Origin of the sequence: Streptomyces sp. ASQP_92 (assembly GCF_025399895.1) — a bacterium.
GTDB lineage: Bacteria > Actinomycetota > Actinomycetes > Streptomycetales > Streptomycetaceae > Streptomyces.
Genome location: NZ_JAODUA010000015.1, coordinates 169,683 through 189,386, shown reverse-complemented (window position 1 = coordinate 189,386; position 19,704 = coordinate 169,683). Strand labels below are relative to the sequence as shown.

The 19,704-nt window shown below is 68.4% G+C and carries 20 protein-coding genes and 3 pseudogenes; 10 read left to right on the top strand and 13 right to left on the bottom strand.

Annotated elements, in window-relative coordinates; all coding sequences use genetic code 11:
- Positions 1–894, top strand: a pseudogene (locus N4G70_RS27510) (IS701 family transposase); the annotation flags it as partial.
- 216 nt (positions 895–1,110) lie between these two features.
- On the opposite strand, the gene N4G70_RS27505 reads toward N4G70_RS27510, so the two are convergent.
- The gene (locus tag N4G70_RS27505; RefSeq protein WP_261715414.1) at positions 1,111–1,347 is read right to left on the bottom strand and encodes a DUF5133 domain-containing protein; all 237 of its coding nucleotides are present in this window, start codon (positions 1,345–1,347) and stop codon (positions 1,111–1,113) included.
- A gap of 787 nt (positions 1,348–2,134) precedes the next feature.
- Between N4G70_RS27505 and N4G70_RS27500 the strand changes: the two genes are divergently transcribed.
- Positions 2,135–2,956 (top strand): alpha/beta fold hydrolase, encoded by an 822-nt coding sequence (locus tag N4G70_RS27500; protein WP_261715413.1) that lies wholly within the window; start codon positions 2,135–2,137, stop codon positions 2,954–2,956.
- 31 nt (positions 2,957–2,987) lie between these two features.
- On the opposite strand, the gene N4G70_RS27495 is transcribed toward N4G70_RS27500, so the two are convergent.
- Together N4G70_RS27495 and N4G70_RS27490 are read right to left on the bottom strand one after the other, a co-directional pair.
- Positions 2,988–3,281 carry a hypothetical protein gene (locus tag N4G70_RS27495; protein WP_120726709.1) on the bottom strand — a complete coding sequence of 98 codons (294 nt, stop codon included), beginning with the start codon at positions 3,279–3,281 and terminating at the stop codon, positions 2,988–2,990.
- Between the two features lie 346 nt (positions 3,282–3,627).
- Entirely contained in the window at positions 3,628–4,428 is an 801-nt protein-coding gene (locus N4G70_RS27490) for a class I SAM-dependent methyltransferase (protein WP_261715412.1), read from the bottom strand.
- 615 nt (positions 4,429–5,043) lie between these two features.
- Between N4G70_RS27490 and N4G70_RS27485 the strand changes: the two genes are divergently transcribed.
- Together N4G70_RS27485 and N4G70_RS27480 are read left to right on the top strand one after the other, a co-directional pair.
- Entirely contained in the window at positions 5,044–5,715 is a 672-nt protein-coding gene (locus N4G70_RS27485) for a M15 family metallopeptidase (RefSeq protein ID WP_261715411.1), read from the top strand.
- Between the two features lie 383 nt (positions 5,716–6,098).
- The gene (locus tag N4G70_RS27480) at positions 6,099–6,314 is read left to right on the top strand and encodes a DUF6243 family protein (RefSeq protein WP_261715410.1); all 216 of its coding nucleotides are present in this window, start codon (positions 6,099–6,101) and stop codon (positions 6,312–6,314) included.
- Positions 6,315–6,619: 305 nt separating this feature from the next.
- Here the strand turns inward: N4G70_RS27480 and N4G70_RS27475 are convergent, their stop codons facing one another.
- From N4G70_RS27475 to N4G70_RS27460, 4 genes are all read right to left on the bottom strand, one after another.
- A complete protein-coding gene (locus N4G70_RS27475) occupies positions 6,620–6,748 on the bottom strand; it encodes a hypothetical protein (RefSeq protein ID WP_261715409.1) in 129 nt (42 codons plus the stop codon).
- 50 nt (positions 6,749–6,798) lie between these two features.
- On the bottom strand, positions 6,799–7,347 hold the full coding sequence (locus tag N4G70_RS27470) for a putative immunity protein (RefSeq protein ID WP_261715408.1): 549 nt from the start codon (positions 7,345–7,347) through the stop codon (positions 6,799–6,801).
- Between the two features lie 114 nt (positions 7,348–7,461).
- A complete protein-coding gene (locus tag N4G70_RS27465; protein WP_261715407.1) occupies positions 7,462–8,694 on the bottom strand; it encodes an RNA polymerase sigma factor in 1,233 nt (410 codons plus the stop codon).
- A gap of 13 nt (positions 8,695–8,707) precedes the next feature.
- Positions 8,708–9,109 (bottom strand): YciI family protein, encoded by a 402-nt coding sequence (locus N4G70_RS27460; protein ID WP_261715406.1) that lies wholly within the window; start codon positions 9,107–9,109, stop codon positions 8,708–8,710.
- A 1,042-nt stretch (positions 9,110–10,151) separates the two neighbouring features.
- Between N4G70_RS27460 and N4G70_RS27455 the strand changes: the two genes are divergently transcribed.
- Positions 10,152–11,390, top strand: a complete 1,239-nt coding sequence (locus N4G70_RS27455; protein ID WP_261715405.1) for an MFS transporter — start codon at positions 10,152–10,154, stop codon at positions 11,388–11,390.
- A 156-nt stretch (positions 11,391–11,546) separates the two neighbouring features.
- Here the strand turns inward: N4G70_RS27455 and N4G70_RS27450 are convergent, their stop codons facing one another.
- Positions 11,547–12,152 (bottom strand): helix-turn-helix domain-containing protein, encoded by a 606-nt coding sequence (locus N4G70_RS27450; protein WP_261715404.1) that lies wholly within the window; start codon positions 12,150–12,152, stop codon positions 11,547–11,549.
- Between the two features lie 87 nt (positions 12,153–12,239).
- Here N4G70_RS27450 and N4G70_RS27445 point away from each other — a divergent pair, with 87 nt between their 5' ends.
- On the top strand, positions 12,240–12,911 hold the full coding sequence (locus tag N4G70_RS27445; protein WP_261715403.1) for a bifunctional 2-polyprenyl-6-hydroxyphenol methylase/3-demethylubiquinol 3-O-methyltransferase UbiG: 672 nt from the start codon (positions 12,240–12,242) through the stop codon (positions 12,909–12,911).
- A 116-nt stretch (positions 12,912–13,027) separates the two neighbouring features.
- Here the strand turns inward: N4G70_RS27445 and N4G70_RS27440 are convergent, their stop codons facing one another.
- A complete protein-coding gene (locus tag N4G70_RS27440) occupies positions 13,028–14,008 on the bottom strand; it encodes a zinc-binding dehydrogenase (protein WP_261715402.1) in 981 nt (326 codons plus the stop codon).
- 223 nt (positions 14,009–14,231) lie between these two features.
- Complete coding sequence (locus N4G70_RS27435; RefSeq protein ID WP_261715401.1) at positions 14,232–14,816, bottom strand: TetR/AcrR family transcriptional regulator; 585 nt, start codon at positions 14,814–14,816, stop codon at positions 14,232–14,234.
- Between the two features lie 278 nt (positions 14,817–15,094).
- On the opposite strand from N4G70_RS27435, the gene N4G70_RS27430 reads away from it, so the two are divergent.
- Together N4G70_RS27430 and N4G70_RS27425 are read left to right on the top strand one after the other, a co-directional pair.
- Positions 15,095–15,556 (top strand): hypothetical protein, encoded by a 462-nt coding sequence (locus N4G70_RS27430; RefSeq protein WP_261715400.1) that lies wholly within the window; start codon positions 15,095–15,097, stop codon positions 15,554–15,556.
- A gap of 106 nt (positions 15,557–15,662) precedes the next feature.
- A pseudogene (locus N4G70_RS27425) lies at positions 15,663–15,878 on the top strand (IS5/IS1182 family transposase); the annotation flags it as partial.
- A 427-nt stretch (positions 15,879–16,305) separates the two neighbouring features.
- Here N4G70_RS27425 and N4G70_RS37195 read toward each other — a convergent pair.
- On the bottom strand, positions 16,306–16,668 hold the full coding sequence (locus N4G70_RS37195; protein ID WP_399037055.1) for a VOC family protein: 363 nt from the start codon (positions 16,666–16,668) through the stop codon (positions 16,306–16,308).
- 45 nt (positions 16,669–16,713) lie between these two features.
- On the opposite strand from N4G70_RS37195, the gene N4G70_RS27415 reads away from it, so the two are divergent.
- Positions 16,714–17,823 (top strand): hypothetical protein, encoded by a 1,110-nt coding sequence (locus tag N4G70_RS27415; RefSeq protein ID WP_399037038.1) that lies wholly within the window; start codon positions 16,714–16,716, stop codon positions 17,821–17,823.
- A complete protein-coding gene (locus N4G70_RS27410; protein ID WP_261715399.1) occupies positions 17,820–18,233 on the top strand; it encodes a hypothetical protein in 414 nt (137 codons plus the stop codon). Before N4G70_RS27415 ends, N4G70_RS27410 begins: the two co-directional genes overlap by 4 nt.
- 203 nt (positions 18,234–18,436) lie before the next feature.
- Here the strand turns inward: N4G70_RS27410 and N4G70_RS27405 are convergent.
- Both N4G70_RS27405 and N4G70_RS27400 read right to left on the bottom strand, forming a co-directional pair.
- Positions 18,437–18,691: pseudogene (locus tag N4G70_RS27405) on the bottom strand (IS5/IS1182 family transposase); the annotation flags it as partial.
- Positions 18,692–18,699: 8 nt separating this feature from the next.
- Positions 18,700–19,557 (bottom strand): hypothetical protein, encoded by an 858-nt coding sequence (locus tag N4G70_RS27400; protein ID WP_261715398.1) that lies wholly within the window; start codon positions 19,555–19,557, stop codon positions 18,700–18,702.
- Positions 19,558–19,704 lie beyond the last annotated feature (147 nt).

The window sequence follows — 19,704 nt, the reverse complement described above, 5'->3', positions numbered from 1 at the left end:
GGTGCTGATCGTGGACGACACCGGCTTCCTGAAGAAGGGTGTCCGCTCGGCCGGCGTCCAGCGTCAGTACTCGGGAACGGCGGGCCGCACGGAGAACTGCCAGGTCGGTGTCTTCCTCGCCTATGCCGGTGCCCGCGGCCGCACGTTGATCGACCGCCGCTTGTATCTGCCCACGTCATGGACCGATGACCGGGACCGGTGCCGGGCTGCGGGCATCGAAGACACGGTCGCCTTCGAGACGAAGGTGGTGATCGCGAAGGCGATGGTCCGACGGGCGATCGCCGAGAAGATCCCGTTCCGGTGGGTGACCGCGGACGCCGCCTACGGCTTCTCCAAAGGGTGGCGGACCGAGCTCGAGCGGGCAGACGTCTTCCACGTCATGGCCACCACCCGCCACGACACCGTCGTCTCCCGCTGGGCCATGGACCACCCAGTCCACGACCTCTTCAACGGGTTGCCCCGGCAGAAGTGGAAGCGCCGGTCCTGCGGGAACGGAGCCCACGGCCCCCGGACCTACGACTGGGCAAGAGTGGAGGTCCGGCCCTGGCACCGCGAAGACCGCCGCCACTGGGTGATCGCCCGCCGAAGCGTGAGCCGGCCCGACCAGATCTCCTACTACATTGCCTACTGCCCCGCCGAGACCACCCTCGATGAACTCATCCGCGTCGCCGGCAGCCGCTGGGCGATCGAGGAATGCTTCAGAGCGCGAAACAGGAATGCGGCCTGGACGACTACCAAGTCCGCCGCTACCCCGGCTGGCACCGCCACATCACCCTCGCCATGGCCGCCCACGCCTGCCTCACCGTCCTTCGAGCCCGCGAACTGGACACGGACAAAGCAGAAACGGATCCTCCCAGCTCATACCCCTCACCCTTCCCGAACTCCGACGCCTGATCAACCGACTCACCCACCGCCGACCACTCCCCATCGAGCACGTCCTGCACTGGTCCCACTGGCGCCGCAGACGACAGCAACAAGCCCGCCTCAGCCACTACAAACGCCGCGGCCACACACCACCAGAAACTGCCCAATCATCAGAGCAAAGACCGTTGCAGTACTAACCCACGACCGTCCGCTCCCCCAATAACCGTCGGCCGCCCCTGCCGAGCCTCAAGCGGCTTGGAGGACGTCCTCGCGGAAGTGGTGGCCGGTGGCGGCGAGTTGGTGGCGGGCCGCGGCGAGAGCGGCGCCGATTTCCCGGGTGCCGGTGGACACACACAAGGTGTAGGCAAGGTCTTCCAGACGCCGCTGCACCTCGGGGGTCCCCCCGTGCACGGCCTGCGGGACACTCAGGGTCTCGTACTGCTCGACCAGGTTCTGCAGAACCGCAGGGTGGGCCATCAACATCCGCTTAATCCCTTTTGTCGTGTTGCGTGGGCTTCGTAACCCGTCTGCCCCGATCCATGGCCACCACACATGCCAGGGTGGGGCCGGCCGGGACCGGTGGAGTGGGTGATGGCCAATATCGGGTTGGTCGGTCGAGAGGGCCTGGAGTGGAGCGCGATGCGGGGACCGGTCGTGGTGCGTGCGATGCCCCGGCCCCTGGACCGGCAGGCTCACCGGCGGAGGCGGCCCGCATGGGGCGGCCGCGTTTCCGGCGCCGTCCCGGACCTGGCGGGGGCACGCTGTCGAGCGTGGCGCTGCACTGCGCGGCGCGGTCGGTGGTGTCCCATGGTTCTGTCGCCGTACCGGTACGGGAGCGCGGGCCAGCGGGCGCGAAGAGCCTCGGCCACGACTTGTTCCGGCTCATCGTCGGGGAGCGTGACACGTGCGTTGACCAGGAGTCCAGACCTTTCGGGGTCAGCCCGCTCCAGTCTGTTCGCCACGGCCGCCCGATGTTGTCCTCGCAGTTCTCACGCGGGCAACCGCTTGAGGCGGCGGTGGAGGCGGCGATCGACAACGCCGTGCCGCTGCCCGCGATCACCGCCTCGCTGTTCGCCCGCTTCGCCTCCCGCCAGGAGCCAGCCGCCTGGAACGAGACCCGGCTGCGGCATGCCCTCTATCCAGGATGCTGGTGGTCGATGTCTGGTCGATGCCCGGAACGGACCGGGGTCGATCACCCCCCTGGGCCACGAGATAACGGGCACGCTCCAAGTGGCAGGTGTTGTTCCTGAGGCAGGAAAGGAGATTGAAGATGGACTGGGTACTTGACGAGGAGTTCGAGACTCCGGAGGGGATGGTGCGGTGGGGGGCGATGGGTAGCGGCGACCCGATCGTGCTGGTCCACGGCACACCGTATTCCTCCTTCCTCTGGCGGGACATCGCTCCGGCGCTGGCCCGCACCCGTAAGGTCTTCGTCTTCGACCATCTCGGCTTCGGCCGGTCCGACAAGCGCGAAGGCCAAGACCTCAGCCTGGCGGCCCACGGACGTCGCTTCGCCCAGCTCCTCGACCACTGGGAGTTGTCGCGCCCCAGCGTTGTCGCGCACGACATCGGTGGAGCCGTGGCACTACGGACCCTGCTGCTGGAGGAACGGAACTATCGGGACCTGACCCTCTTCGACGCGGTCAGCGGCGGCGAGTGGGAACGGGGACTCTTCAAACTCTTCCTGGAACACGAGGATGTCTTCCAGAGGCTTCCGGGCTATGCGCACGAAGCACTGGTCGCCGCCCACCTACGGCACGCCACGCACATCGGGTTCCGGCCAGGAGTTCTCGATGCGTACCTCGCACCGTGGCGGGGCGCCTCCGGCCAGGCGGCGTTCTACCGTCAATACAGCCAGATCAGGCAGAAGGACACCCTGGCGTACGAGCACTTGCTGGGCGATCTGTCGCTCCCCGTACGGTTCCTCTGGGGTCGCGAGGACCGGATCCTTCCTCCGCAGTACGCCGAGTGGCTGCACGCACGCGTGCCGCACGCCGAATTGCACTGGATCGAGGGCGCCGGCCACCTCCTCCAGGAAGACGCGCCGGGTCAACTGCTGGCGTGCCTGACGGCCGGCTTCTCCTCGGCCTGACCTGCGATGAGGTGCGGGCGGCAACCACTCCTCAGGCCGTACGAGACAGTCTCCGCAGCACGTCCTGCGCTCGCTCCCCCTCGCGCACACCGTCCACCACGGCCTGGTGATAGGCGCGGCTGTCCTCCTCGGAGTGGCAGGGCACGGGACTGCCGACAAGGGCGTACCACTCGGAGGCTCCGGAGTACTGCACGGCGAGGTGTGCCTCGTGGTCCGACCAGGTGGTGTGGATGGTGAGGTCTCCCTGCATCTGGCCGAATTCCTCGGCCTGCACCACGCCCGGAAGAACATGGATGCCCACCGTGGTCCAAGATGCCCAGGCCATGTTCTTCCCTCGCTTCGCAGGAGTACCGGGCGACGTCTGACCCGGTTCCCTCAAGTCTGGCCCCTGACGGCGCACTGTTCGCGTCGGGACACTCGCTCCCCGCCCAGTGGGATGGATTGGATGCCGACCGCGAACGAGGACGTGGACACAATGGAGATTCACCGGCAGCAGGGAGCCGTACGTCTCGAATGGTTCGGACATGGCTCAGCAGCCCCATGACGATCATGACCAGACCAAGTGGGGGCGCCGACTGCTCCCATCCTGACGGCAGGTGCAAGGAGAGGCGCGTGCCACTCGGCCGTCGACGTCGGCTTGCATCCGTCCCCGGCGCGGGCGCGTCCCGCGTTCAGACCGCAGCACGGAAGACGAACGCCGTCATCGGGGCGGTAACCGGTCCCGGGCCCAGACGGGTCGTCATCTCTTCGACGACGATCGCCCTAACATCTGGTCCGCCACCCCGCTCTTCAACAGCTGCGCGCACCGGTGTCCCGGTGAGGTACCCGGTGGCAAGGTCGGCGGTCGACGCGGCCCGGCCCTCAAGGGTCAGCTCCTGGCCCTCCTCGACGGTGAACCCGGCGGCCGCCAGATCGGCGGTCACGACAGCTGGGTCGGCGTAGCCGTGCGGAACCGTCGGGAAGAACCGCGGCGGGTCGTCCGGGAAGGCCCTCTCCAGCCCTGCCTGCAGCGCGACTTCGAAGGTGTGTTTCGCGAGCGGACCCCACGTGTTGAACAAGAAACGGCCGCCCGGAGCCAGTACCCGCCGGACCTCGGTGAAGGCGGCAACCCGGTCCGGAAAGAACATCACCCCGAACTGGCAGACCACCAGGTCGAAAGCTCCGTCCGGGAACGGCAACCGCTGCGCGTCGGCCTGCCGCCACACCGCGCCCGGAGCCCGGGTCGTCCCCAGGGCGACCATGGCGTCGTTCAAATCGGTGGCCGTCACTTCGACCGATGGCACCGACGCGAGCAGGTGCGATGTCAACACGCCTGTGCCGGCGGCCAGTTCGAGGATTCGTCGAGGGTGGAGAGACGCCGCCCTCGCGGTCAGGTCCTCGGCGAAAGGCCGGAAGATCACTGGCACGAGGTACTGCTCATAGGCCGCCGGCATCGACTCGGACCAGCGCTGGTCGGCATTGATTCCCGTCATCGTCCTGACGGTAGCGCCGCGCCCGGGGACCTCCGCGCCGCCGCGCCGCGGGCCCCTGGGCACGACAACCTCGCCGCGTCCGCTACGAGGCCACAGGGCTGGTCGTGGTCATCGACAGGTCATGGCCCGGGAAAAACCGATGCGGGGCTCGAGTGGCGAGCCAGAACCGACTATCTGCCGAACATGATCCATCGCACCATGCTCCCAGATCGCCGTCCTTTCGAAACAGGCGCTCGGAGGGCTCTGCCATGAGGCTGCAACCGAGACCGTCTACGCAACTGCGCCGAGCAGCGGGGCGGCGGAGGTCGCCTCCGCGCGCACAGGGGGCGCGGGAGACGCGGGCCCGGCCCGCGCGGGGTCGGAGCCGCAGATGGCTTCAGCAGACTCCGCTCCGTACCTCCCGGCAGCTCACGACCCTCGGAATACGGCACGGAGCCTCCGGACACGGCGCCTCCGGATACGGAGCCCCCGGACGCGGCGCCCCCGGACATGGCCGTTCCTCATTCATGGCGGGCAAGACAGGGATCACTGCATCCGGGGGAAGTTTTCACACAAGCCTTCCGGATTCACGACGCCGTGGGTGTTCGGGCGACTGGGACGCGCTATGCCTGTCCGGTGAGCAAGATCCGGACCCGTACTTTCGCCACGCTCGTGGTGTGCGCCTTGTCCCTTTGCGGCCTGCCCGGCCCCGTCGCCGTAGCCGGCCCGTCGAGTCCCGTCCTCGACGCGGTCGTTACCGCTGTCCCGGCGGCCAAGCTGGGCCTCAGCTGGCATCCCGGGTGTCCCGTAGCGCCCTCCGACCTCCGGCTCGTGCAGATGAACCACTGGGGGTTCGACGACCAGGTCCACCGTGGCGAACTCGTCGTGCGCGAGCGGGCGGTGGCCCCACTCCTCGAGGTCTTCGGGCAGGCCCTGAAAGCGAAGTTTCCCATCAGGCAGATGCGGGTGATGGCCGAGTTCGACGGCAACGACGAGACAGCCATGGCCGCCGACAATACCTCGGCCTTCAACTGCCGTGCCGTCACCGGCGATCCGTCACATGTCTCGGAGCACTCTTACGGGGACGCGGTGGACATCAACACCCTGGAGAACCCGTATGTCGATGTGAACGACGAGGTGTTTCCGGCGGCCGGTGCCGCCTTCCTGGACCGGTCCCAGCAGGCCAAGGGCATGATCCACCCAGGGGACGCGATCACCAAGGCCATGAGCGAGGCCGGCTGGCAATGGGGTGGCCGCTGGGACCCGCCGGACTACCAGCACTTCTCGGCCAATGGGCGCTCGGCGTGACCGAGCGAGTGAGTACGTGCGCGCAGTGCGGCTCTTCCCACCCCATGGACCGCGCCACCGCCGCGAAATAGCGCCGTGCATACCGGCGCGGTCAGCGACAGAGGGTGGCGGTGCTCGGATCAGTGCCGGGAATCTGCCGTTCCGGGCGCCCTCGCAAGACTGGCCCCGCATCGGGGCGCCCGCGCAAGGCCGACCCGGCATTGGGGCACCGAAGGCCTTGGTGTGCAGGGCCGACGGGACCAGGTAACGTCTTTGTCATGTTCCTCCAGACGTCGATTTACGAGTGAGAGCCTGACGGGCCCCCGCTGACGTCCCAGGACGCGGCCCCGCCCGTCCCTCACCGCTGAATCCGCAGATCACTTCACTTCATTACCGGAGCACCCATGACCGTGAGCAAGAACATCAACAACCCCGTGGGCATGGGTGGCGGCCAGCGCAAGAGGCTGTCCCGCGCCGAACGGCAGAACAACGGCCCGCACCGCAACCTCGACCGCCAGGGCGCCGCGGACCAGAAGGCTGAGCTCGTGCGCAAGATGAAGGAGAAGGCGGGCGCGGCTGAGAACGCCGGACGGACGGACGACGACACCCCGCAGAGCTGACGCCGCGCCGCCGCACGGATCGTTCGGGGCGCAGTCCGTCCGGGGCCCGGTCCCGTCGTGGGCCCGCTCCCGACGTGACCCCGGCCCCGGCGCGAGCTCGGTCCTGCCGGGGGGCTCGGTCCTGCCGAGGGGCTCGGTCCCGTCGAGGGCGCGGCCAGGTCCGTGCACCGGCCCTCCCTTCCAGGACGCGAGGCGGACAGTCCTGGAGCCAAGCGACCCCCGGAGAGCCAGGCGCCCCTCGGAATCGTGTATGCCGTCACTGCGCGATCCGAGACGTACGCGACCATGCGTGACCGTCGCCTACCTCAGCGCCACCCGCCCCCCTGCTCATCCTGACCAACCTCGGCCTCGTCCTCGCGCTCGGCCTCGACCCCGAGCGCGACCTCGACCCCGAGCGCGACCTCGACCCCGAGCGCGGCCGTGAGCACTGACATCACCCCGCGCCCCCCGAACGCCAGACGTCATGCCGCTTGAAGGCCGGACGTCATTCGGCGAAGGTGAGCGACCGAAGGTCGGCGTCCAGCTCGCGGATCAGCTCACCGACCCGTCCGCCACCGCCAGGCGCCGCAGGAAAGCGTTTGAGCACGTCAACGACGACGGGCGTCGCACGACGCAGCGTCTGCGCAAGGTGCTCAGCACCCACACCCCGGTCATCGTCGGCGACGAGTTCGGCTGCTCGGGCCGCGTAGGCGCCCGCGCCCAGAATGTGCTTGACCTGGGTGGCTTTGGCCAGGGGGTGGAGGTAGGCCGCGCCTGCCGCCGACATCGCTGCCCACGCCGCCTCACGCGCGGCCGCGGTGTCCGCGCTCTTGGCCGCCTTGAGGGCCGCCGACGCGGTGTCCCGCAGCGACTTTCCGCGTTCACCGCCCCCGGCGAACTCCCACGCGGCCCTGACAGCGTCCCGAGGCCGCAAGTCACCCGGCTGATCACCCTCGAATACCTCGAGTACCGACTCTGCACACGCTGCCGCGAACCCGGTGACCTCACGAAGGTCCTGCTTGCTGAGAACGATCTCGCCCACTTCACCTGTCACTGTTCCATCTTCCCTGATTGCGACGGTAGTTGGGGTGGCCGGCCGCAGAGCCACCCCGCACACGCGCCGAGCTACCGGCGCGGGGCTCCCGGCGCCGTGGAGCTCCGGAACACGTCAGGTGAGGTCGCGGAGGCGGGCCGCACGGGCCCGGAGGTAGCGCTGTTCGGGGAGGCTCAGGGTCTTGGCGGCGGCTGATTCGTAGGCGGCTCGGGCGGCTTCGGGGTCGTCGGCGCGTTCCAGGAGGTGGGCGCGGACCGAGTCCAGGCGGTGACCGGTGGTCAACTCCGGCGCGAGAACGTCCAGTTCGGCCAGGCCGGCCTTCGGCCCGTGAACCATGGCGATGGCCACGGCACGGTTGAGGCGTTCGACAGGGCTGGGGACAAGGTGGACGAGGACGTCGTAGAGGCCGAGGATCTCGACCCAGTCGGTGCTGTCGGGCGAGTCCGCCTCGTCGTGGACGGCGGCGATCGCGGCCCTCAGCTGGTAGGGGCCGGGCCGACGTTGAGACAGAGCCCAGGTCACCAGGTCCACGCCCTCCTCGATCGCCGCCTTGTCCCACAGCCCGCGGTCCTGCTCGTCGAGCGGGATCGGCTCGCCGCCCGCCCCGGTCCGCGCGGCGCGGCGGGCGTCCGTGAGGAGCATCAGGGCGAGCAGCCCGGTGACCTCACAGTCACCGGGCAGCAGGCGGTGCACCGTACGGGCCAGCCGGATGGCCTCGCCCGCGAGTTCGGCCCGCTGGAGGGAGGCTCCGGAGGTGGCCGTGTAGCCCTCGTTGAAGATCAGGTAGAGCGTGTGGAGGACGGCGGGCAGCCGCTCCTCCCAGTGATCGGGGCGGCTGAAGCGCATGCCCTTCACCCGTTGCTTGGCCCGGCTGATCCGCTGGGCCATCGTCGCTTCGGGTATCAGATGCGCGCGGGCGATCTCGGCCGTCGTCAGTCCGCCGACGGCCCGCAGCGTCAGCGCGATCTGGGCGGCCGGTGCCAGATCCGGGTGGCAGCAGAGGAAGAGCAGGGTCAACGTGTCGTCCTCGGAGGGCGCACGATCGGCCCCGGGCGGCGGCGTGGTGAAGGCGTCGCGCGGTGTGAGCGCCGCCGCCTTCTCCTCGCGCAGCCGCCGCGCCTGATCACTGCGCAGCGCGTCCATGAGCCGCCGCGAGGCGACCCTGATCAGCCAGCCCCTCGGATTGTCCGGGACCCCCGACTCGGGCCACTGCCCGGCTGCTGCCAGCATTGCCTCCTGTACGGCGTCCTCGGCGGCGTCGAAGTGCCCGTACCGGCGTACGAGCGCTCCCAGGACTTGCGGCGCGTGCAGGCGCAGCAGGTCCTCGACCTCGCTCGTACGTCTCACACGTCTCCCCTGCTCACACGTCGCCGAGCGGCCGGATGACAACGGGGTACGTGTTCGCGCCCTCGGGAACGGGGCACTGGGTGACCCGTGCGGCGATCTCCGTGACCCGCTCCAGGCTCTCGCACTCCAGGAGCCAGTAGCCGGCAATCACTTCCTTGGTCTCACCGTACGGCCCGTCGGTGATCACGGGCTTGCCGTCCGCGCCCGCGCTGACGAGACGGGTCCTGGCAGGCTCGGCCAACCCCTGGGCATCGATGAACTCACCTGTCTCGGCAAGGTCGTTGTTGATCGCCCCCATGTGCTGGAACATCGCCTGCATGTCCTTGTCGCTCCAGGCCGGGAGACCGGCGGCCGGCTTGCCCGCCTGTGCGTCGTAGTCCGCCTGCGTGCCCTGCACCATCACCAGGTACTTCATGAGTGAGCTCCTTCGGCTCGGGCCACCCGTGGTGGGCGGCTCTCACAGGGAACGTCGGAGCCGGCTCCCGTTTCTCTACACGCTCGTGAAAGTTTCTTCAGAGTCGCGGGAAAAGCGTCAGAAGTCCCGCTGCTCGGCCCTGTCAGGCGCCGGTCCCCTCTCCGTCGTGAGGACGGGCTCCGACTCGGCCTCTTCCGCTTCGTACGCCTGGCCACTCGGGGTTCTTGCCCGGGCCGGGACGCCACCGGGGCACGAACACGCCCGGGCGCTTGCGCCAGCGCACGACCTGCTCGGCGAGGTGTCCGCAAACGGGACGGACATACTCGTCACTGGCCATGTCGACAGGATATTGCGGTACGGCCCGGACCGACAGGTGAGGGACGTGCCCACGTCAGCGACGTGCCCACGTCAACGGCGTGGCACCGTCCGGCATGGCGCCATCACCCTCGCCGCGATGCGGCTACGACTCCGATGAGAACCTGCTGGACCGCGTCTGCCCCTTCGCACCGCCATAGCGCTCCCTGTCCCGCGCCACCCCCTCGGCACTCATCGATGAATGGATGCCGTACACATCTCCCACACGGTCATCCCCGCGCCGACGCTGTCGCCATTCCTCATGAGCCCGAAACGCCGTGACGGCCACCTGTGAAACAGGCTGCCAGTACCGAGTGAAGGTCGGAGCATTCACGTCCGGGGCGTCTTCCAGAGCTACACCGCGCTTCTTGAGCAGTCGCTCCAGTTTGTCGAACCGGAGGTGGCGATCGAAAGCCCAGCCGGTGCACGCCAAGCCGTTCCGGCGCCCGGTGACCCGGAGACGGACTGCGACGCCGCGCGATACCGCTGGTCACCCGCACGGCCACCCACGCCTCACTCACGGCCCGCCCGCCCCCACAGTTTGCCTGCCGCCCCCGTACTCCTGACGCCAACCTGCGGCGGCATCTCGCGTCCTCGGCGGTGGTGTCGAGAATCTGCCGGAAGCCGTCTGCCAATCCTGCTGGACTGATGTCCACACCCTCAAGTGACCTCCATCAGTGGGGAATTCATGCCTTCCGCGACCACCGCCTCCGCCGAGCCCTCAACCCCACCGGCTCTCCGGTCCACCCTGCTCTCCTGGTTGGCCGTGCTTTCGGTGATGATGGGGATATTCGCGATCGTCACCACCGAGATCCTGCCCATCGGCTTGCTGACGTCGATCGGGCAGAGTTTCACCATCTCGGACGGGATGGCCGGCCTGATGATGACGATGCCCGGCTTTCTCGCCTCGATCTCCGCGCCCGTGGTGACCGTGGCCACCGGGCGTATCGACCGCCGGGCGATGCTCGGTGCGTTCGTCCTGCTCCTCGCCCTGGCCAACTTCCTGGCCGCAGCCGCATCCAGCTACTGGATGATGCTGGTCTCACGGGTGCTGGTCGGCATCACCATCGGCGGGTTCTGGTCGATCGGTGCGGGGCTGGCGGGGCGGCTCGTACCATCTAGACAGGTGGGGCGCGCCACCTCGGTGATCTTCTCGGCGGTGCCGCTCGGCTCGGTACTCGGCGTCCCACTCGGCACCTTCATCGGAAGCCTCGCGAGCTGGCGGACCACGTTCCTCGTCATGGGCGTCTTCGCCCTCAGCGTGTTTGTTCTGCTCGTTCTGGCGCTCCCCGCACTCCCGCCCGAGCGAGCCACCCGGCTGCGGGTGCTCAACACCATGCTCCGCAACGTCAACACCGGGTTCGCCCTGACGCTGACATTCCTCATCGTCCTGGCCCACTTCGGCACCTACACCTATGTCACTCCGTTCCTCCAGCAGGTGACCCACGTGAGTCCAGCGCTCATCACGCTCTACCTGCTGGTGTACGGAATCGCGGGCATCGTAGGCAACTTCCTCGGCGGAGCTACCGTGGCCCGATACCCACGAGGCACCTTCGCCGCCGCGGCCTCCATGCTCGCCGGCGCCACCCTCTCGATGCCGGTGCTGGGCCGCTGGGACTGGGGCGCGATGGTTCTGCTGATGGTCTGGGGCATCGCGTACGGTGCGGTTCCGGTCTGCTCGCAGACGTGGTTCGCGAAGGCCGCCCCCGCCTCCCCGGAGGCCTCATCCGTCGTGTTCACGGCGTCGTTCCAGGCCACGTTCTCCATCGGTGCACTGGTGGGCGGGATGGTGATCGACCACGCCTCCCCGTCCACGCTCATGCCCCTGGGCGGTTGCGCCGCCGCCCTGGCCGTGCTCGTGGTGGGGTTCCACCGCATGAGGAGAATCACGTGGCCCGAGACGGATCAGGCGAGTCGGCTCGACTGATGGGATGCCCTGTCAGAACCGTTGCTGAATAAGGGAGTTGACTCATTCAGGCGTGCCCCAGTGGAGTGCGTGTCATGGCACGGAGGCCAGGCCCTCCCCCTCTCCTTCATTCAATCCCTCATTCACGCCCTCATCGACCAGCGCCCGCCCCCTGAACTATCGCGGACGCCCACCGCGAGGCGACGTAACAGCGTCACCACCCACATGTGCCCGCACGCCCTGCATGCCGAAGAGGACAAGAAGCTCCACCGCGCCACCGTCGTAGCTGCCCAGCCAGTGCGGTACGGACGTGTCGAACTCGGCGGCCTCGCCCGGCGGGAGGGTCAGGTCGCGCTCGCCGAGGACCAGTCGCAGGTGTCCGCTGAGCACGTACAGCCACTCGAAGCCCTCGTGCGTCTGCGGGGTCGGTTCCAGCGGTTCGGGGCGAGCTGGGATGATCATCTTGAACGCGTGCACGCCGCCGGGCTGCCGGGACAGCGGCACGAAGGTCATCCCGAACCGCTGGACCGGCTTCAGGTGAATCCGTGGGTCGCCCGTGCGCGGGGCGCCGACGAGATCGTACAGCGGCACGTCGTAGGCGCGCGCCAACGGCAGCAACAGCTCCAGAGTCGCCTTGCGCTGCCCGCTCTCGAGCCGGGACAGGGTGCTCTCGGAGATCCCGGTCGTCGCGGCGATGTCGGCGAGAGTCACACCGCGTTGGCGCCGCAGCGCACGCAGCCGGGGCCCCACCGCGCCGAGCACGTCTTCCGTTCCACGGTCCACAGACCCACCTTGCCAGAACAGCAATTTTTCGTGCCATGTCGCGGGCGCCGTCCAACACTGGACGCACCCCTACACAAGGAGCCCTCCATGAGCGCCTCCGACGCGGTTGGCGCGGCCGACCCAATCGACGCGACCGGTCCGATCGACGCGGCCACGTACTGGCAAGACGTCTACACGGCGAGGCCGGTGGCCACCGATCCCCGGCCGAACGTCCGCCTGACCCAGATCGTCACGGCCCTGCCGTCCGGCCGCGCCCTCGACCTGGGCTGCGGCAACGGGGGTGACGCCCTGTGGCTCGCCCGCCGGGGCTGGCAGGTCACCGCCGTCGACATCTCGTCCGAGGCGGTCGCACGCCTCACCGAACTGGCCCGCGCGGGCGGCCTGGACGACCGCGTGACCGGAGAGCAGCACGACCTGCACGAGTCCTTCCCCGAGAGCGGGTTCGACCTGATCAACGCCCACTATCTGCACACGCCCTTCGATCTGGACCGGTCGTCCGTCCTGCGCAGAGCTGCTCAAGCGCTGCGCCCGGGTGGCCGGTTGCTGGTCGTAGACCACGGCTCGACGGCTCCCTGGTCATGGAACCAGGACCCCGATGCGCACTTCCCGACCCCTCGCGAAGTCGCGGCGGGCATTGACGCCGACCCGTCGACGTGGACGATCGAACGAGCCGAGCCCTCCCACCGCATCGCCACCGGCCCAAGCGGCCAGAGGGCAGAGGTGATTGACCACATCTTGCTGATGCGACGCGTTGTATGACGCCGCGTCACCATCCCACCCCGGTCGGCGCGAACACCCTTTCACATACGCCCAGTTGGCGCTCGGTTCATGGCGGCCGGGGCGGGAGGCGGTAGGAACCACACCTCCAGCGCACCTCAGTCGACGATCACCGCCATCTTGCCCAGCGCCTCACCGGCCTCCATGACCCTGTGGGCCTCGACGATCTCGTGGAAGTGGAAGACTCGGGCCGGCCGGGCCGACAGAGCTCCCGACTCGACCTTGGCGTAGATCGCGTCCAAGGGAATGTCGGCGAGCGGGAACTCGGGGCTCCCCAGGACGAAGGCGCTTCCGAAGAAGCTGAGTTGTACACCGGTGGGGAGGTCCGCGATCGGGTTGAAGTCCGGTACCGGTTCGAAGCCGCCGAGGAAGCCGAGTTGGCAGACCCGACCGCGGGGGCGGACCGTGGCCAGGGAGTCGCGCAGGACGCTGTTTCCGACGAGGTCGAACACCGCGTCGATGGTGAGGTTGCCGCTGGATACCTGGGCAGCCAGATCGCCGTCGTCGATGAGGACGTCCTCGACGCCGAGTTCCTTGAGGAGCGGGGCGTGCGCAGGGTTGCGGGTGGTCGCGAGTACGTTCGCGCCGTGGTCGACAGCGAGGTTGACGGCCGCCTGACCGAGGGAAGATGTCGCTCCGCGAACCAGCACCCGCTCTCCGCGCCGCAGGGCGAGGTTGCCGAACAAGCCGCTCCACGCGGTGGCGTAGACCTCGGGCACGGCCGCCAACTCGGGCCATCCCAGTGACGAGTTCACCGTCACCACATTCGTGGCCGGTACGGTGACCAGCTCGGCGTAGCTACCGTTTCGGGTACGCCCCATACCCCCGAGGATCGCCACGACCCTTGTCCCGGGGACGAGTTGGCCCGACGGGTCGGCTTCGACCACACCGGCGCACTCGATCCCTGTGACGGCCGCGACCTCGCCCCAGGCGCCCGCGCGCATGTACGCCTCGGCGTGGTTGAGCCCGAAGGCCTTGACCCGAATCAGCACCTCTCCGGGTGCCGGTACGGGGTCGGGCAGCTCGGTGATCCGGAGTGCCTCGGGGGCACCGTAGGCGGAGATGACTATGGCCTTCATGGATGCAGGGTCCATTCTTGAATAGGTGTTCAAATACTGGGCCGAAAAAAGAGCCACCGGCATGTCGTGCGGCAGCCGGAGGCGAAGCGGTCAGGCGGAGCGGTCGGCGGAATCAGTCAGGCCGCGTATCAACCACTCGAAGAAGTCAAACAAAGCAGTCAAGCCAGGCAGTCGGTCGAAACGAGCAGTCAAAACGATCGGCCGAAGCGATCAGGCGAAGCGGTCAGGCCAGGACGGCGAAGGCGGTGTCGACGATGGCACGCAGTACCGTCTCGTCGGGGTTGGCCTTCCCCACGACCATCAACCCCTGACACGTCGCGACCAAGAGCTTGGCGTTGCCGATCGGGTCCACCGAAGCGCGGACCTCCCCGGTGTCGCGAGCGTTGCGAAGCGCAGTGGCCATGCACTGTTCCAGGCGGGCCAGATGCCCCCGCACGACGGCGGCGGCCTCGTCATCCTCGGCCGCGTTCTCGATCGCGGTGTTCACCAGCAGGCACCCCTGACGCCCTTCGGGGCTGAGCAGGTCGCTCACCAGCCCGTCGAAGTAACCACGCAGGGCCGCCAGCGAGGCGCCGGGCGCCGCCAACTCGCCCAGCTTCTGCGGAACGACCAACTTGGAATAGCGCTCCAGTGACTTCATGAACAGCGTGCGCTTTCCGCCAGGGAAGGCTCCATAGAGACTCCCGGGCTTCACTCCGGTCGCACGCACGAGGTCCTCGATGGAGGTGGCCCGATAGCCCTGCCGCCAGAACCGTTGCATGGCTTGGTCCAGTACGGCGTCGGGCTCGAACTCTCGCGGTCGGGGCATGACATGAAAATACATGAGCACCCATTCAAGAACAAGGGCCTCGTGCTGACGCCACCTTCTGGTGTGCGCGGTGCGTCGAGCGGCTACCGCCTCGATGCGGAGGCCCGCGCCCGGGACCGGCCAAGTCCCCAGACCCCCGCCAAGCACACGGGTGTCTCTGCGATGTGCTGGCACGCATCACTGGATCCCCGACGGGCGGCGTACTACCGAGCTGCGCCATGATCTACGGTTTCCTACTGCATTGGTATCGATCATTTCAGCAACGGGGATTCAGACACATGCGCAAGACAGCAGCCTCCGCCCTCAGCCTGCTCGCGGCCGCCGCGCTACTGACCGGGTGTGGCAGCGAGAAGAAGGAAGCCGACCCGGCCAAGGCGACCGCGTCCTCGCCGAGCGCCTCGGCGGCCGGTGGCGCGAAGGGCTCGGCCTCGGGGAAGAAGGGCGTCCCCCACCAGGTGGTGTTCGAGGTGGGCGGTTCGGGTGCGGCCCAGGTCATGTGGATCGGAAACACAAACCACTTCGAGCAGGTGACGCTGCCCTGGACGAAGACGGAGTCCATGCAGTTGGAGGGCGCCGAGCTCAAAATAGGCGTAACCGTGTCGGTGGTGCCCGGCTCGATCAAGGGTCAGGACGGGATGCTCAAGGCCGCTCCCTGCACGATCAAGGTCGACGGCAAGCAGGTCGCTGACAACCAGGGCGGCAAGTCGCCCGAGCCCTGCAAGTACAAGATCAAGGACTGACCCTCAGCGCCTTGGCAGTCGCTTCGCCGGGTTACGGAGGAGGTGTTGTCCTAGCTTCCGCCGCACTGTTCGGCGTGATCCGTGGTCCGTCACCCCGTGTTCCAGGCTCGCGCTTGGCCCGCGTGGGCGACCCGACAAGGACGCGGTGATGGTCGTGGACGGGACACTGGTACCCATCCGCGGCCATCAGGCGCCGAGCAGTCGAAGAGCCGTCGAAGACCTGTCGTCGCTCGACGAACCACCAGGTGGTCATCGACACGGGCACCCGCCTGGTCTGGTGGACGGCCGCCCGCTGCCGGGGAAGGGCCTGCGCGACTGCCGCCCGCGAGGCGGCTGTGTGTGCGCTGCGTGATGCACGACGTTGCCCGCCTCCTGCACGCCCTCGCCCGAAGCCGGGATGACTCCCGCCGCATACGGGACCTGAAATGACCACGGGAGACGGTGGACCGTGCGTGGCCGGTCGCGCAGTTCCCCGCGCCCCTGGGGGGCTGCGCTTCTGGGCGGTTGTGCAGTGAACCCCCAGGGGGAAATTCCCCGCGGGCTGGGGCTGTCCGCAGGCCGTGCCCCAAGGGCGGGGTTGGGTGGCAGGCTCCCACCTCGCGGTCTCGGGGGCGGGTCTCGCAGCCTCAGGGTCTCCCGGTCTCCCGGTCTCCCGGTCTCCCGGTCTCGCGGACTCGCGGACTCGCGGACTCGCGGACTCGCGGACTCGCGGACTCGCGGACTCGCGGACTCGCGGACTCGCGGAAGAATCAGGCGAGGCAGAACTCGTTGCCCTCGATGTCCTGCATCGTGATGCACGACTCGTTGACGCCATCGGCGCGCTGCGTCAGCACGTGTTTCGCGCCGAGCGCCGTCAGCCGTGCGCATTCGGTCTCGAGTGTGGCCAGGCGCTCGTCACCCACGAGCCCGGCGCCGGCCCGGACACACAGATGCACCCGCTCGCCGACCCGGCAAGCCGCATTCCGGCCCGGCCGCCCAGTACCCAGACCGGACGGGACGGCCCGGTCCACTGGGACCTGCTGGCCCGGACGGTCGGTCTCGACGCAGACCGCAGGAACCTGTTCTCCACCGCCAGCAGCACCGGCCGCGCACGCCGGGCCGCCGTCGAGCAGCTCGTCGTGGCCGGCCGCGTCCAGTACGGACTGCTGCCGGACCTGTTGGAGGTCGACCGCCCTGACGGAAGCCGTGGTCCCTGGCACGACGCGCTGCTGCCCAAGCAGCTCTGGCGCGAGGCCACGGCCCTGCGCAATGCCTGCTACATCTTCGTGGGAGCCCTTTCGATGATGCGGGACTCCGAGGTCCGGGAGATCACCAAGGGCTCCGTCGTCGAGCACTTCAGCACACCGGCCGTGAAGTCGACGAAGGCCAAGCTCGATGCCGGCCTGCCAGTCAAGCACTGGTGGATCATCGAACCGGTCACCCGGGCCATCGAGCTCGCCGAACGGCTCTCCCAGCATCCCGAGTTGGCGTTCGCGTCCGTCCCCGGCCGTGACCCGGAAACGTTGTTCAGCAGCAAGGACGTGATCCAGGACTTCGTTGACCACGTGAACCGGCACCGAAACACCACCGGCCTGGACGAGATTCCGTCGCAGCACATCACGCCGCACATGTTCCGCAGGACCATGGCGATGCTCACCCGGGACTTCCCCGGCTCGGAGATCGCGGTCGGCATGCAGCTCAAGCACGCCATTACCCGGGCCTTGGCCAACAGGACGACCGGCGGCTACATGGAGCCCGCCTCCTCCTGGGCCCGCCATCTCGACAACGCCGTCGCTGAGCGGAAGTTCCAGCGCGTCAAGGAACTTTTCGCGGCCGACAGCCGCGGCGAGACCATCGGTTTCGGCCCCGGTGCCGACCGCATGCGCGAGGCCTTCGCCGCCGTGCGCGAGAAGGCCGCCGACCTGCGGGCCACGGGCAAAGCCCAGCGCGGCGACATCCGGGTCGAACACGATCTGCTCCGGCGCACCCGGTTCTCGGTCCGCTTCGGCAAGCTCAACCACTGCACCATGAACGACGACCCTATCGGGGCCAAATGCCTCGAAGAAGCTGTCGTTCCCGAGGGACACCGTGGCCCTCTTCTCGACCGCTGCCAGCCCTCCCGATGCGCCAACAGCATCATCGGGCCGGAACACCTACCGATCTGGACGGCCGAACGCACCTCCCTGAACCGGCTGCGAGCCGATCCCAAGCTCCCCACCAACCGCCGGGTTCTGCTCGACACCCAGCTGGGCGAGGTCAACCTGATGCTCAAGAAGGCCGGACAATGACTTCCGCCAAGACCCAGCAGGCCCTGCGGGATGCCATGGAGCGGCTCCTCTCCGGCCAACCTGAGCGCACCGACGGCAAACTCACGAAGAACAACCTCTGCCGCGAGGCCGGCGTCAGCCGGGCCACCATGAACCGGGCGACCGAGATCCTCACCGAGTGGGACGGCCGCATCGCCAGCAGTCCGGCTGGCACCCTGCGGCACCAGCACACATCGGAGCTCGCCGAACTGTGCAGAAAACTGCGCAAGAGCCGCGAGGAGTGTCACACCCTCCAGGACCAGGTCGACGCCGCGGCCACCGTCATCATGACGCTTCTCGCGGAGAATGCATCGTTGCGTGAGCACGCCATCGGCCGTTCAGCCACGGTGATCCCCATCCCGCTGAGCCGCGGACACGCTACGAGTGAGTGAGATCGTTCCATCCTGATTCCGCAGGTCACAGGGATGGTGTGGGCCGGGAGTGACGGGCTCGCACCGGTCAGAAGCGTGATCGTTGCGGGGAGATCATCGGTCACCTCTGGACTTCGGTGTTGGCGAGGACCAGGAAGGCGGTCGCGTTGGCGGGAGTTCATGCGGACTTTGGTGAGGATGCGCCAGGACTTGAGGTTGGCGAAGCCGTGCTCGACGGCCGCGCGTTCACGGGTGAGCAGGCGGTTCGCTTCCTTCTCCGCGTAGGTGAGTTTGTGGTTCTTGGTGGCCTTGCGGCCGGTGATGATCACCGGGTCGGTCTCTGGTTGGTCGTCCACGCCGATGAAGCTGAGGTCGGCCAGGGAACCGAGGCCGTCTTCGCGGAGATGGGCGGTGATCTTGTCGTGGCGGGCGCCCGTGATCTCGCTGGACCGTCCGGGCCGGGCCCGAGACCTCAGCACCGGATGGCTTACCGCTGCCGCGTAAGGATGTACCGCTCACCCGAATCCGGCTTGCCGATCCAGGTGAAGACCGTCGGGTGTTCCTCCGTACCGCCGATGTCCCAGCCGAAGGACAGGCTCTCGCAGTCCGCGATGCTGAGCTCGAACGGCCGGTCGCCCTCGTTCTCGGTCAGCTGCCATTTCCCGGTGCAGTTGGAGGCACCGGACTGCTCACCTGTGGCCTCGTACTTGATGACGCCCTTCGCCGTCACCGTGCCGTCCGCCTCGAAGCGGAGGCTTCCGCCGCCGCCGTCCGTCCAGGTACCGACCATGTCGGCTTCAGTGAGCCGGGGCGGTTCGTAGATCTTGAGGATCCCCGAGCTGTACGCCGCGACCCCGACCGCAAGCATCACCGCGAGCAGCCCCAGACCGCCCAGCGCCACGCCCCCGAGCACCCGCCATCGGGCCCCGGGCTTTCCGGGATTCCCCGCCGCCCGGGCGCACAGGGTCGCGGGTACCAGCCCGACGACGAGACTGAGGGCAAGGACGGGATAAACGAGCAGGCCGCCGAAGCCGACCAGGAGCATGCAGGAGCCGATGAGCAGCGCCAGGGCGACGGCAACGACCGCCACAGTGGCCAGGGTGAGCTGCCAGCTGTCACGCCGACCCGTACGGCGAGCCACCGCACGCCCGAGGAGGACGAGGGGAAGCACCGCCATCGCCGAACCGGCCAGCCCCGCGATCACCGACATGACTGCCAGCAGCACGAGCGCGAATATGGTGCCGAACAGCCATCCGATGCCGCCTTCGCCTCCGTGGGACTCGGACTGCAAGAGGATTAGGACGGCGACCAGCGCGGCGATCACGGCCTCAGCCCCGATCGCCACAGCCCCGACAGTGAACACCGCACCGTTCCCGCCGTCCGGGGGCCGCACGGGCATGAACCCCTGCGGCGGCACACCCGGATTCCCAGGAGCCCCCGGCGATGTCAGCCCCCATCTCGGCGGCGTGGTCTGCGTCATGCGTCCCCCCTA